Origin of the sequence: Tianweitania aestuarii (genome assembly GCF_018457165.1) — a bacterium.
GTDB classification, from domain to species: domain Bacteria; phylum Pseudomonadota; class Alphaproteobacteria; order Rhizobiales; family Rhizobiaceae; genus Tianweitania; species Tianweitania aestuarii.
The window spans coordinates 407,982-421,529 of record NZ_JAFMNX010000003.1 but is presented as its reverse complement, the minus strand read 5'-3'; the positions used below and the strand labels follow the sequence as shown (position 1 = coordinate 421,529).

Annotated in this window: 9 protein-coding genes; all 9 read left to right on the top strand. The window is 65.0% G+C overall.

All coding sequences use genetic code 11. The features are described from left to right. Position 1 precedes the first annotated feature (1 nt). Positions 2-1,354, top strand: a complete 1,353-nt coding sequence (locus tag JYU29_RS13835) for a formimidoylglutamate deiminase (protein WP_213985391.1) — start codon at positions 2-4, stop codon at positions 1,352-1,354. Beyond that, positions 1,351-2,070 carry a histidine utilization transcriptional repressor HutC gene (gene hutC / locus JYU29_RS13830; protein ID WP_431192863.1) on the top strand — a complete coding sequence of 240 codons (720 nt, stop codon included), beginning with the start codon at positions 1,351-1,353 and terminating at the stop codon, positions 2,068-2,070. The genes JYU29_RS13835 and hutC overlap by 4 nt, the downstream gene beginning before the upstream one ends. Before the next feature lie 175 nt (positions 2,071-2,245). After that, complete coding sequence (locus tag JYU29_RS13825; RefSeq protein WP_213985390.1) at positions 2,246-5,593, top strand: transglutaminase family protein; 3,348 nt, start codon at positions 2,246-2,248, stop codon at positions 5,591-5,593. 108 nt (positions 5,594-5,701) lie between these two features. Beyond that, positions 5,702-8,101, top strand: a complete 2,400-nt coding sequence (locus tag JYU29_RS13820; protein ID WP_213985389.1) for a circularly permuted type 2 ATP-grasp protein — start codon at positions 5,702-5,704, stop codon at positions 8,099-8,101. Continuing rightward, positions 8,101-8,985, top strand: coding sequence for a transglutaminase family protein (locus JYU29_RS13815; RefSeq protein ID WP_213985388.1), 885 nt, complete (start codon positions 8,101-8,103; stop codon positions 8,983-8,985). The genes JYU29_RS13820 and JYU29_RS13815 overlap by 1 nt, the downstream gene beginning before the upstream one ends. An 81-nt stretch (positions 8,986-9,066) precedes the next feature. Beyond that, positions 9,067-9,456 carry a VOC family protein gene (locus JYU29_RS13810; RefSeq protein ID WP_213985387.1) on the top strand — a complete coding sequence of 130 codons (390 nt, stop codon included), beginning with the start codon at positions 9,067-9,069 and terminating at the stop codon, positions 9,454-9,456. 136 nt (positions 9,457-9,592) lie between these two features. After that, entirely contained in the window at positions 9,593-10,663 is a 1,071-nt protein-coding gene (gene deoC, locus JYU29_RS13805; protein WP_213985386.1) for a deoxyribose-phosphate aldolase, read from the top strand. Between the two features lie 10 nt (positions 10,664-10,673). After that, on the top strand, positions 10,674-13,046 hold the full coding sequence (locus JYU29_RS13800) for an aldehyde dehydrogenase family protein (RefSeq protein ID WP_213985385.1): 2,373 nt from the start codon (positions 10,674-10,676) through the stop codon (positions 13,044-13,046). Between the two features lie 172 nt (positions 13,047-13,218). After that, positions 13,219-13,521, top strand: a complete 303-nt coding sequence (gene rpsU / locus JYU29_RS13795; RefSeq protein ID WP_213985384.1) for a 30S ribosomal protein S21 — start codon at positions 13,219-13,221, stop codon at positions 13,519-13,521. Positions 13,522-13,548: the final 27 nt, after the last annotated feature.

The following is a 13,548-nucleotide window of genomic DNA, read 5'->3' as shown; positions in this document are numbered from 1 at the left end:
GATGACCACGATCCATGCAAGCCACGCCCTTCTGCCCACCGGCTGGACCGGTGACGTCAGGCTGAGCCTTGAAGACGGACGCATCACGCGGCTCGAAACCGGCGTCGACCGCCAAGCCGGCGACGAGCGTCATGCCATCCTTCTGCCGGCGATGCCCAACGTCCACAGCCATGCCTTCCAGCGCGGCATGGCGGGTCTGGCCGAAGTGCGCGGGCCGGGTTCCGACAGTTTCTGGTCATGGCGCGAGGTGATGTATCGCTTCGCGCTGACCATGACGCCCGATGATGTCGAAGCGGTCGCCGCGCAGCTTTATGTCGAGATGCTGGAAGCGGGCTTCAACCGCGTCGGCGAGTTTCATTATCTGCACCACCAGCCGGACGGCCAGCCTTATGCCGATCTTGGCGAGCTCGCGTCACGCATTGCGTCTGCCGCCAGGGAAACCGGCATCGCCCTGACGCTGCTGCCCGTGTTCTACGCCCATTCCGGCTTCGGCGGCGGTGCGCCCAACGAGGGCCAGCGCCGTTTCATCAACACCCGCGATCAGTTCGCCGCTCTGGTTGAACGCTGCGAAACGCTGACCGATGCCCTGCCGAACGGGGTCACCGGCCTCGCCCCGCACAGCCTGCGCGCCACCACGCCGGACGAACTCGACTGGCTTGCCGCCTTGCGCCCGAACAAGCCGATCCACATCCACATCGCCGAACAGGTGAAGGAGGTCGAGGATTGCCTGGCCTGGTCCGGCCAGCGACCCGTTCAATGGCTGCTCGATCATCAGGCCGTGGATAATCGCTGGTGCCTGATCCACGCGACCCACATGAGCGAGCAGGAAACCCGCGCAATGGCCCGGACTGGCGCCGTGGCCGGCCTTTGCCCGATCACCGAAGCCAATCTCGGCGACGGCATCTTCGAAGGCGTTGCCTTTGCCGAAGCGGGCGGCGCGATCGCGATCGGCTCGGACTCCAATGTCGAGATCGGCGTCGGCGCAGAACTGCGCGCGATGGAATATGCCCAGCGCCTCAAACATCGCGGCCGCAACATGCTGGTTGACCCCGGCAAATCGAACGGTGCCGCCCTGTTCAACCGCGCGCTGTGTGGCGGCGCGCAGGCGCTTGGCGTTGAAAGCGGCCTGCAGGAAGGCGCTGCCGCCGATTTCGTCAGTCTTCAGGCCGATGATGTCGCGCTCGCCGGCCGGGCGGGCGACGCGATCCTCGACGCCTGGATCTTTTCCGGCCGTCCGCTCGTGGATTGCGTCTGGGTCAACGGCCACAAGCAGGTTCAAGCCGGCCGACATGCCAAGCGCGAGGTTATCGCCCAACGCTTCACCCGCACGATCGAGCGGCTCCTTTCCTGGTGACACAGCGCGCCATCCCGCTTCATCGCCGGATCCGCGCGGCGATCGAAGCCAAGATCCTGTCGGGCGAATGGCCGCCCGGCACGCGCATTCCCACGGAGGCCGAGCTTGCGGCCACCTATGACTGCGCGCGCATGACCGTGAACAAGGCGCTCACCGATCTGGCCGCCGATGGCCTGATCGAGCGCCGCCGCAAGTCCGGCAGTGTGGTGAAGCGGCCAGTTCTGCAATCGGCCGTGCTCGACATTCACGACCTGAAGGCGGAAGTGGAAGCCGCCGGCTTTACCTATCGCTACACGATCGCGACGCGAAAGATCCGCCAGGCGACGCGCGCCGATTGCGAGCGGCTGCAACTCGCCAAGCCCGTACCGGTTCTCGCCCTGTCCTGCCTGCATCTGGCGGATGATCGCCCGTTTTGCTGGGAAGACCGGCTGATCAGCCTCGCCGCCGTTCCGCAAGCGCAGGACGCCACCTTCATCCATCAATCGCCCGGCGCCTGGCTGATCGGCGAAGTGCCATGGAGCGCTGCCGAACATCGCATCAGCGCCGTGTCCGCCGACGCATCCCTGGCTGCACTCGAACTTGCCCCCGGCACACCGTGCCTGGCGATCGAGCGCCGCACCTGGGATGCCGAACAGCCGGTGACGCATGTGCGTCTCATTTATCCCGGCGATGCCCATGCGCTCGTTGCCCGCTTTGCGCCATCCAAAGCCGGCTAATTATCTATCTTTTAAAGCCTGATCGTCCGCTTTGCGGTGCCTGCTTGACGATGCGGCACTTGGCGCCGCCTGCCTAAGACGATCGCCAGGCTTGCCAGATCCCCTGCCGACGCGGTCTAGTGCAGTTTCACAACAACAAGCGGCCAGCAAGGCCGCAGGGGAACGAGAACACTGCATGGCGATCAAGGCTGCGATCCACCATCTCACGCATTATCGGTACGACCGGCCGGTCACGCTCGGGCCGCAGATCATCCGCCTGCGCCCTGCGCCGCATTCGCGAACACGGGTGATCTCGCATTCCCTCAAGGTTTCGCCGGACAACCACTTCGTCAACCTGCAGCAGGACCCCTACGGCAATTGGCAAGCGCGCTTCGTGTTTCCCGAGCCGGTGCGCGAACTGAAGATCGAGGTCGACGTCGTCGCCGACATGACCGTCTACAATCCGTTCGACTTCTTCGTGGAGCCGGAAGCGGAAAGCTATCCCTTCACCTATCCCGCCGACATCATCGAAGACCTGTCGATCTACCGCACGCCGGAGACGGCCGAGCCGCGCCTGCAGGCCTTTCTCGACACGATCGAGCGCCAGGCCCCGTCCACCGTCAATTTCCTGGTTGATCTCAACACGCGCATTTCGCGCGAGATCGCTTATCTCATCCGCATGGAAGCCGGCGTGCAGACGCCGGAAGAAACGCTCCAAAAAGCGTCCGGCTCCTGCCGCGATTCCTCCTGGCTGCTCGTCCAGGTTCTGCGCCATCTCGGCTTTGCTGCCCGCTTCGTGTCGGGTTATCTCGTTCAGCTGAAGCCCGATCTTGTCTCGCTCGACGGACCTGCGGGCACGGCGGTTGATTTCACCGACCTGCATGCCTGGGTGGAAGTGTTTCTGCCGGGCGCCGGCTGGATCGGCTTCGACCCGACCTCCGGCCTGCTCACCGGCGAAAGCCATATTCCGCTTGCTGCCACGCCGCATTACCGCAACGCCGCCCCCATCAGCGGTCTGGCGAGCTTTGCCGAAGTCGATTTCGCCTTCGACATGCGGGTTACCCGCGTGGCCGAACATGCGCGCATCACCAAGCCCTTTTCCGACGAAGCCTGGGCCGAACTCGACCAGCTCGGCCACAAGATCGACGCGGAGCTGGAAAAGGAGGACGTGCGCCTCACCATGGGCGGCGAGCCGACCTTCGTGTCGATCGACGACTTCGAATCGCCGGAATGGAACACGGCCGCCGTCGGCCCTACCAAGCGCGACAAGGCCGACCAGCTGATCCGACGTTTGCGCGAACGCTTCGCACCGGGCGGCTTCCTGCATTACGGTCAGGGCAAGTGGTATCCCGGCGAAACCCTGCCGCGCTGGACCTTCTCGCTTTATTGGCGCAAGGACGGCGAGCCGATCTGGACCGATCCCGACCTGATCGCGACGGAAGCGGCGGAAACGAAGGCCGGCCCGCGCGAAGCGGAAGCGCTGACCGCCGCTATCGCGTCTTATCTCGATCTGCCGGCCGACGCCGTTGCGCCGGCTTACGAAGATCCCGCCGAATGGATCCTTCGCGAGGGCAACCTGCCCACCAATGTCGATCCCGCCAATTCCGAACTCAGCGACGCCGAAGCGCGCAACCGCATGGTGCGCGTGTTCGAGCGGGGGCTGAACACGCCATCCGGTTATGTCCTGCCGGTGCAGCGCTGGAACGCCAGGGCCTCCGGCCATCGCTGGCAAACGGAAAAATGGAAGACGCGGCGCGGCAAGCTTCTGCTTGTGCCGGGCGATTCCCCCGTGGGCTATCGCCTGCCGCTCGGCGCGCTCGAACACATCCCGCCGGCACGCTTTCCGTTCATCGTACCGACCGACCCGTCCGTTGATCGCGCCCCCTTGCCGCCGCGCAGCGCTTTGTCGACGCCTGCCTCCCGCAACCAGCAAGGCGACGATCGCGCTTTGCCGGAAGCCTCCTTCGAGGCCGGGACGGTCGGCCAGACCCAAGTCGAACAGACCGCCTCCACCATCGAAGGCGTGGTGCGCACGGCCATCTCGGTGGAACCGCGCGATGGCCGCCTTTGCGTCTTCATGCCGCCGGTGGAAGCGCTTGAAGATTATCTCGAACTGATCGCCGCAGCCGAAGAAGCCGCGAAAAAGATCGGCCTTCCCGTGCATATCGAGGGCTATGCGCCGCCGTCCGATCCGCGTCTGGAAGTGATCCGCGTTGCGCCCGATCCCGGCGTGATCGAGGTCAACATCCATCCGGCTACCAACTGGCAGGACTGCGTCGACACCACCACCAAGCTTTACGAGGAAGCGCGGCAGACAAGGCTCGGCGCCGACAAGTTCATGATCGACGGTCGCCATACCGGCACCGGCGGCGGCAACCATGTCGTGGTCGGCGGTGCGACACCGATGGACAGCCCGTTCCTGCGCCGTCCCGATCTCCTGAAAAGCCTCGTTCTGTATTGGCAACGCCATCCCGCTTTGTCCTATCTGTTTTCCGGCCTGTTTATCGGCCCGACCAGCCAGGCCCCGCGCGTGGATGAAGCGCGCCACGATGCGCTCTACGAGCTGGAAACGGCCATCGCGCAGGTGCCGATGCCCGGCGAAGGTCTCGCGCCCGCGCCCTGGATGGTGGACCGCTTGTTCCGCAACCTGCTGGTGGATGTCACCGGCAATACCCATCGTTCCGAGATCTGCATCGACAAGCTGTTTTCGCCCGATGGCCCGACGGGGCGGCTCGGTTTGGTGGAGTTCCGTGGCTTCGAGATGCCGCCCTCACCCCGCATGAGCCTTGCCCAGCAGCTGCTGGTGCGCGCCATCATTGCGCGGCTGTGGAAGGCACCGCTCGACGGCCAATTCGTGCGCTGGGGAACCGCGCTGCATGACCGCTTCATGCTGCCGCATTATGTCTGGGCCGATTTCCGCGATGTGCTGGCCGATCTCACCAGCCACGGCTTTCCCGTCAAAGCCGAATGGTTCGAAGCCCTGCTCGAATTCCGCTTTCCCTTCTGCGGCGAGGTGGAAACGGAAGGCCTGCGCCTCGAGATCCGGCAGGCGCTGGAGCCGTGGAACGTGCTGGGCGAAACCGGCGCGATCGGTGGCACCGTGCGGTATGTCGATTCGTCGGTTGAACGGGTGCAGGTGCGCGCGGAGGGCTTCAACCCCGAACGCCACGGCGTCCTTTGCAACGGCCGCGCCGTACCCCTGGCCCCGACCGACACGAACGGCACCTTCGTCGCCGGCGTGCGCTTCAAGGCGTGGCAGCCGGCCGCCGGGCTTCATCCGACGCGCCCCGTGGATGCACCGCTGACCTTCGACATCTTCGACCGCTGGTCGGGACGCGCGATCGGCGGCTGCGTTTATCATGTCGCCCATCCCGGCGGGCGCAACTACGAGACCTTTCCCGTCAACACCAACGAGGCCGAAGCGCGGCGCCTGGCCCGCTTCATCCCCTATGGTCATACGCCGGGTCCGGCCACGTTCCGACCCGAACACCCCTCACGGGAGTTCCCGCACACGCTCGACCTGCGCCGCCCGGCCGATTTCTGAGTGAAACCAGCCGGAAGGGACGCGGCCCGCGTGGATTGCTGCGCACAAACAGGAGGATAAAGCGTTGGTGGTGAGACAAGGCTCACGATCAATGCTTTATCACATCCCATGACCACGCCCACTTCCAGATCCAGCCCCAGATCCGGGCTGGCGCGCGCTTACCGCCCCTTTCCCGACGTCTTCGATGAGATGATGGCGGCGGATGGCAGCGTGCGTCCGGCCTGGCAACCGCTGATGACTGCGTTGAACGGTCTGGAACCGGACGAGATCAGCCGCCGCTTCGCCCGCGCCGACCGATATCTTTCCGATGCCGGCGTGTTCTACCGGCTCTACAACGAAGGCGGCGCGAGCGAGCGGCAATGGCCCTTGTCGCATCTGCCGCTGATCCTCGACGAAGCGGAATGGCAGGCCATCGCCACCGGCCTCATTCAACGCGCCGAACTGCTCGAAGCGCTGTGCGCCGACATCTATGGCGATAACCGCATGGTGGCGGAAGGGCTACTGCCGCCCGATCTCGTCGCAAACAATCCCGAATGGCTGCGCCCGATGGTCGGCCACCGACCGGCCGGCGGTCATTTCCTGCATTTCGTGGGCTTCGAGCTCGGCCGCGACCGCAACGGGCGCTGGCGGGTTCTGGGCGACCGCACGCAGGCGCCGTCCGGTGCCGGCTTTGCCCTGGAAAACCGCGTTGCGATCACACGCGCCTTCGGCGACACGCATAGCGCCATGAACGTGCATCGTTTAGCCGGCTTCTTTCGTGACTTCCGCGAACATCTCGCCGGCCTGCGCCGCAGCGGGGATGAGGCGATCGCCATCATCACGCCCGGCCCGCTCAACGACACCTATTTCGAACACGCCTACATCGCCCGTTATCTCGGCTTTCCCCTGCTCGAAGGCGAGGATCTCGCGGTGGTGGACGGCAAGATCACGGTGCGCACAGTGTCCGGCCTCAAGCCTCTCGGCGTTTTGTGGCGACGCCTCGATGCCGCCTTCACCGATCCGCTGGAATTTCGCGCCGATTCCCGCATCGGCACGCCGGGTCTCGCCGGCGCCTTGCGCGACGGCCAGGCCGCGATGGTCAATGCGCTCGGTTCCGGCATCCTGGAAACTCGCGCGCTGCTCGCCTTTCTGCCCGCCCTTGCCGAACGGCTCGTCGGCGAAACCCTGAAAATTCCCAACATCGCGACCTGGTGGTGCGGCCAGCAGGCCGAAGCCGGCATCGTCCAGGAGCGTTTCGACGATCTTCTGATCGGTCCCGCTTTCGCCACCGGCCTGCCGGTGGAAGACGGCATCACCAAGCGCGGAAGCGTCATGACGCCATCGGCGCGCCAGGCCGCCTTGCGCGATCTGTCGGAAGGGAACGGCAGCCGCATCGTTGGCCAGGAAGCGATCGCGCTGTCCACCATGCCGGTGAACCTGCGCAGCCGTCTGGTGCCCCGCCCCGTGATCCTGCGCGTGTACGCCGCCCGCACGGCGGATGGTTGGACGATCATGCCCGGCGGTCTCGCCCGCATCGCTCAGACCACCGATCCGCAGGCGATCGCCATGCAGCGCGGCGGCCGCGTCGCGGATGTCTGGGTGACCAGTCCCAAGCCCGTCGATCAGGTCACCCTGATGAGCCGCGAAGGCGACGAAGTCGTGCGCACGCCGCAGGGTCTTTTGCCGTCGCGCACGGCCGACAACCTGTTCTGGCTCGGCCGCTACGTGGAGCGCGCCGAAGACACGGTGCGGATCCTGCGTGCCTACAACAGCCGGCTGGCCGAACGCCCGGATGACCGCTCCGGCCTTCTTGCCATGACCGCCACCTATCTCGGCCGGCTCGGCACCGATCCCACGCGCGGCATCCCGGTCGCGCTCGTTCATGCGATCGACGATGTGCAGCAAACCGCAGCGCGCGTGCGCGACCGCTTTTCGCCCGATGGCTGGCTTGCCCTGCGCGATCTTTCGAAGGCCGTCGGCCAGTTCGCGCCCAAGATCCAGCCGGGCGACGATGCGGCGCGCGCCATGACCGTGATCCTGCGCAAGCTCACCGGCTTTTCCGGCCTCGTGCATGAAAACATGGTGCGCTTCACCGGCTGGCGCTTTCTGGAAATCGGTCGCCGCTTGGAGCGCGCGATCCAGATGGCGCGGCTGATCGACAGCTTCGCCGACACCGACGCACCCGACGGCGCGCTCGATATGCTGCTCGAGATCGGCGACAGCGTGATCACCCATCGCCGCCGTTATTCCATGACCTTTCGCGCGCTGTCTCACATCGACCTTCTGGCGCTCGATCCGCTCAATCCGCGCTCGATCCTGTTTCAGTTGGCCGAACTCAAAACACAGATCGAGCTCCTGCCCCTGCGCGGCGAGACCCCCGCGCGCGCGCCGCTGCGCCTGGAGGCCCTGCGCCTGCACACCGCGCTCGCCGTGCGCGATCCCGCGTCGATCGACCGCGCCGTTCTTGATACGCTGCGCGACGATCTCGCCGGCCTGTCGAACCAGCTCACCTCCACCTATTTCCGCTGATGCTCTACGATATCCGCCTCAGCCTGCATTATCAGTACGGTTATCCCGTTGCCGGCGGCCGCCATCTGCTGCGCGTCACGCCACCGACCCTTCCAGGCATCCAGCGCGTGATCGACAGCTCGCTGACGGTCACGCCAAAGCCCGGCGAGCGCTCCGACACCCACGACTTCTTCCGCAACGCCACGACGGCACTCGGCTTCAACGCACCGCATGACAGTCTGGAGCTCGTGATGCGGGCGCGGGTGGCGGTGGAACGCGAAACGGCGGCCTTCGACATGTCGCCCGATCTCGACGGTTTGGCGGCCGAAATCGCTGCGATCCGCTCGCTTGGTTCCCGGTCCCCGCATCATTTCCGCAGCCAGACCGCCCGCCTGCCTTTCGTGCCGGAGATCGCCGCTTACGCCGAAAAGAGCCGGGCACCCGGCCGTTCGGTGCGTGCCACGGTCGAAGACCTTTGCCGCCGCATTTACCGCGACTTCGCTTATGATCCCGACGCGACGCTGGTGGACACGCCGATCGCCGAGGCCTTTGCCGGCAAGCGCGGCGTGTGCCAGGACTTCGCCCATATCATGATCGCCGCCTGTCATACGCTGGGCATTCCCGCCGGCTATGTCTCAGGCTTCATCCGCACCATTCCGCCGGAAGGCAAGGAGCGGCTGGAGGGTGCCGACGCCATGCATGCCTGGGTTCAAGCCTGGTGCGGCCGCGAAGCCGGCTGGGTGGAATTCGATCCCACCAACGACATGCCCGCCTCCGACGACCACATCATCGTCGCCCTTGGCCGCGATTATCGCGACGTGTCTCCTATCGTCGGCGTTCTCCAGGCCGGCGGCCGCCATTCCACGCAGCAAAGCGTCGATGTGAAGCCGGTGGCGGAAGGGTGAAGGTGGGCGCAGTCTGCTTTACGCCTTGCGCCTTTAATCGTATTGGCGATGATCACTGCAGCCCATCGGGGAGGAAAACAGATGTTCAGTCATGTGATGATCGGTTCAAACGACATCGAGCGCTCGGAGCGCTTCTACAACGCCGTGATGGGTGTTTTCGGCATCGGCGCTGCCGCGCATAATCAGAACAAGACCGGGCAGGAACGCCTCTGGTATCGCCATGACGGCACGGCCCTTGCCGTGACGCAGCCGATCGACGGAAAGCCGGCCACCGCGGCCAATGGCGGCACGATCGGCTTCAAGTGCACCTCGCCGGAACAGGTGCAGGAATTCCATGCCGTCGCCGTTGCCCATGGCGGCACCCCGGTCGAGGACGCACCTGGACCGCGCAATTCGGGCACCGGCGAAATCCATCTCGCTTACGTGCTTGATCCGGATGGCAACAAGCTTTGCGCGCTTTACCGCGCCTGACGCCTCCTGCCTGACGCGATCTCCAAGGCTTTTCCTTGGGGTCAGAACGTGCGAGCCTCTTTCAACGAGGGGCTTGCACGCTGCACGGGAGAACGGCGTGTTATCGGCATGACGGTTTCGATCGGGAGAAGCGTTCATGAACACCACAGGTCCTGAATCAACGCCGCGCAGCCAGCCAACGGCTGCCTTGCACCATCTGCCGACGAGCCGATCCGTTCCTGCGAACGCGCCCGCTAACCCGGCCGAGCCCGAGAAATCCCAGCGCAATCCCGGCCTTCACTTCGATCCGCGCTTTCTCGATGAATTGCGCGCGGTCAATCTGAGCGCCATCGAGCGCCGCGCCGCTACGCTGGTTAAACGCCGCTCGATCAAAGGCGACAACCAGTCCGCCTGGCTCCTGCGCGCGCTCGCCTTGATGGATCTCACCACGCTCAACAGCAACGACACGGACGAGCGCGTGCGCCGGCTTTGCGCCAAGGCGCTTCATCCGCTGAGCACCGAGTTGCGCGATGGCCTTGGCCTCGGCGACCGCCTCATCCGCCCCGCCGCCGTTTGCGTTTATCATCCCTTCGTTGCCACCGCCGCGCAGGCGCTGCATGGCTCGGGGATCGAGATCGCCGCCGTGTCCACCGCCTTCCCCCATGGCCTCGCCCCGCTGGAAACCCGGGTGCGCGAGATCGAGCTGTCGGTGGCCGATGGCGCAACCGAGATCGATGTGGTGATCAAGCGCGGCCTTGTTTTCGCCGGACGCTGGCAGGAGCTTTACGACGAAGTTCAGGCTTTCCGCCAAGCCTGCGGATCGGCCCATCTCAAGGTCATTCTCGGCACCGGCGATCTTGTCAGCCTGCGCAATGTGACGCTCGCCTCAGCCGTTGCGATGATGGCCGGCGCGGATTTCATCAAGACGTCGACCGGCAAGGAAAGCGTCAACGCGACCCTGCCCGTCGGCCTTGCGATGGTGCGCGCGATCCGCACCTATCACGGGGCCACCGGCATCCGGATCGGCTTCAAGCCGGCCGGCGGTATTTCCACAACCAAGACCGCGCTGGATTGGCTGGTGCTGATCAAGGAAGAGCTCGGCCGCCGCTGGCTCGAACCCGATCTCTTTCGTTTCGGCGCATCGAGCCTGCTGACCGATATCGAGCGCCAGCTCGATCATCACGTCACCGGAAGCTATTCCGCCACCCACCGCCACGCGCTTGCTTGAGATGAACGATATGAACATCCTCGAGCGCTTCGACGCGATGGACTATGCCCCGGCTCCCGAAAGCCGTGCCGACGCCGACACATGGCTCGCCGGCCGCGATTTTTCCCGCAGCCTGTTTATTGGAGGCGAATGGCGCGCTTCGAGCGGCGCCAAGACCTTCGACACGCATGATCCCGCCACCGGCAAGCTGATCGCGCAGATCGCGGAAGCCGAGCGCGCGGATGTCGATGCCGCCGTTCAAGCCGCCAGCGATGCCCTGCCCGCCTGGCGCGACGCATCGGGCTATGATCGCGCCCGTGTGCTTTATGCCATCGGCCGCGCCCTGCAGCGTCATGCCCGCTTGTTTGCCGTTCTCGAAACGATCGACAATGGCAAGCCGATCCGCGAAAGCCGCGACATCGACGTGCCGCTGGCAATCCGCCACTTCATCCATCATGCCGGCTGGGCGCAGAGCCTTTCACGCGACTTTCCCGGCGAACGGGCCGTTGGCGTGTGCGGCCAGATCATTCCCTGGAACTTCCCGCTGCTCATGCTGGCCTGGAAGATCGCGCCCGCACTTGCCGCCGGCTGCACCGTGGTTTTGAAGCCTGCCGAATACACGCCGCTCACCGCCATCCTGTTTGCCGAAATCTGCGAGCGGGCCGGCGTGCCCAAGGGCGTGATCAACATCGTGCAGGGCGGTCCGGCAGTTGGCGAGGCGATCGTCGAGCATCCCGGCGTGGCCAAAATCGCCTTCACCGGCTCGTCGGAGGTCGGCAAGCGCATCCGCCGTGCCACGGCCGGATCGAACAAGGCCCTGTCGCTCGAACTTGGCGGCAAGTCGGCCTTTATCGTGTTCGACGATGCCGATCTCGATTCCGCCGTTGAAGGTCTGGTGGACGGCATCTGGTTCAATCAGGGCCAGGTCTGCTGCGCCGGCTCGCGATTGTTGATCCAGGAAAGCATCGCCGAGCGTTTCATCGCCAAGGTGAAGACGCGCATGGCAGGTTTGCGGGTCGGCGATCCGCTCGACAAGAACACCGACCTCGGCCCGCTCGTTGATGCCACCCAGCTTGCCCGCGTCCAAAACCTCGTGGCGCAAGGCAGCGCCCAAGGCGCGGCTTGCTGGCAGCCGCAAGGCGATTTGCCCGCCGGCGGCCATTACTTCCAGCCGACGCTTGCGCTCGATGTCGCGCCCTCCAACGTGCTGGCGCAGGAGGAAGTGTTCGGCCCCGTGCTTGCCACCATGACCTTTCGCGATGTGGGCGAAGCGATCGAGCTTGCCAACAACACCCGCTATGGCCTCGCCGCCTCCGTCTGGTCGGAAACGATCAGCCTTGCTTTGCATGTCGCACCCAAGCTCAAGGCGGGCGTGGTGTGGATCAACGGCACGAACATGCTCGATGCCGCCGTTCCGTTCGGTGGGGTGCGCGAAAGCGGTTTCGGACGCGAAGGCGGTCATGCTGGTCTGCGCGCCTATCTTGCCCCTGCCGACACTTCGCCCGGCGCGCCGATCGTGCCTTTCCAGCCGCAACCCGTTCAAGGTTCCTCCGAAACGCTAATCGACCGCACGCCTAAACTTTTCATCGGCGGCAAGCAGGTGCGGCCGGACAGCGGCTACAGCATGGCGATCGCCGATGCGCAGAACCGTCATGTCGGCGAAGTCGGTATCGGCAGCCGCAAGGATATCCGCGATGCCGTGTCAGCCGCCCGCGCCGCGGCGAAAAGCTGGGGCGGCGCGACCGGTTTCAACCGCGCGCAGGTGCTTTATTACCTCGCCGAAAACCTGTCGATCCGCATAAACGAGTTCGCCGCCCGCATCCAAAACCTCACCGGCGTTGCACCGGACGCAGCCCGTGCGGAGGTCGAAGCCTCGATCGAGCGTTTGTTTGCGTGCGCCGGCCAGGCCGACAAGCAGGAAGGCCGCGTTCACAACCCGCCATCGCGCACCATCGCCGTGTCGCTGAAGGAACCGGTCGGGGTGATCGGCATCGTCGCGCCTGACGCTCAGCCGCTGCTCGGGCTTATCGCCATGCTCGCGCCCGCCTTGGCTGCAGGCAACACGGTGGTTGCCGTGCCCTCGCCCCGCTGGCCGCTTCTCGCCACCGATCTTTATCAGGTGATCGAAACCTCGGACCTGCCCGCCGGCGCGGTCAACATCGTCACCGGTTCCGCAGCCGAACTGAGCAAGGTTCTCGCCCGGCACGCCGATGTCGACGGTCTCTGGATCGTGGCCGATGCCGACACGGCGAGAAACGCGGAAGAAGACAGCGCCGTCAATCTCAAGCGCGTATGGACGAGCGGCGGGCGGGCGATCGACTGGATGGCAGTCGAAGGCTCGGCTGAGCGCTTCCTCACACGAGCGGTGGAAATCAAGTCTGTGTGGATTCCCTTCGGCCATTGATCGCCTTAAGCTTCGCACCGAACCCTTTGCAGCTAAATTTTGGCTGGAGGGTTGCGATTTTCCCCGTTTAGCACTAGGTGAAGCCCATCTGTCGACCGTCGTGGATTCTTATGGGTCCTGTTCCGGTCGGTTTGCCCGGAAAATTCGACCAAAAAGACCAAGGGGTCAGTCATTGCAGGTTCTCGTCCGTGACAACAATGTGGAGCAGGCGCTCCGCGTTCTGAAGAAGAAATTGCAGCGTGAAGGCGTGTTCCGCGAAATGAAGGCGCGTCGCTCCTTCGAAAAGCCGTCGGAACGCCGTGCGCGCGAAAAGGCTGAAGCCGTGAGCCGTAGCCGTAAGGCCGCTCGCAAGCTCGCCCAGCGCGAAGGCCTGATTGCTGCACCGAAGAAGAAGGTCCGCGAGCCTCGTCCGGGCCAGGGCGGTCAGGGCGGCCAGGGTGCTCAGAGCGCAGCACCGAGCGCAGCTCGCTCCTAAGCACTGCTCTTCCAAATTCGAGAAACC

What these genes read in the sequence shown, in the direction of transcription:
- JYU29_RS13815 (WP_213985388.1), top strand. Translation starts at nt 8,101, where the DNA reads ATGCTCTACGATATCCGCCTCAGCCTGCATTATCAGTACGGTTATCCC.
- JYU29_RS13835 (WP_213985391.1), top strand. Translation starts at nt 2, where the DNA reads ATGACCACGATCCATGCAAGCCACGCCCTTCTGCCCACCGGCTGGACC.
- JYU29_RS13820 (WP_213985389.1), top strand. Translation starts at nt 5,702, where the DNA reads ATGACCACGCCCACTTCCAGATCCAGCCCCAGATCCGGGCTGGCGCGC.
- JYU29_RS13810 (WP_213985387.1), top strand. Translation starts at nt 9,067, where the DNA reads ATGTTCAGTCATGTGATGATCGGTTCAAACGACATCGAGCGCTCGGAG.
- JYU29_RS13825 (WP_213985390.1), top strand. Translation starts at nt 2,246, where the DNA reads ATGGCGATCAAGGCTGCGATCCACCATCTCACGCATTATCGGTACGAC.
- deoC (WP_213985386.1), top strand. Translation starts at nt 9,593, where the DNA reads ATGAACACCACAGGTCCTGAATCAACGCCGCGCAGCCAGCCAACGGCT.
- JYU29_RS13800 (WP_213985385.1), top strand. Translation starts at nt 10,674, where the DNA reads ATGAACATCCTCGAGCGCTTCGACGCGATGGACTATGCCCCGGCTCCC.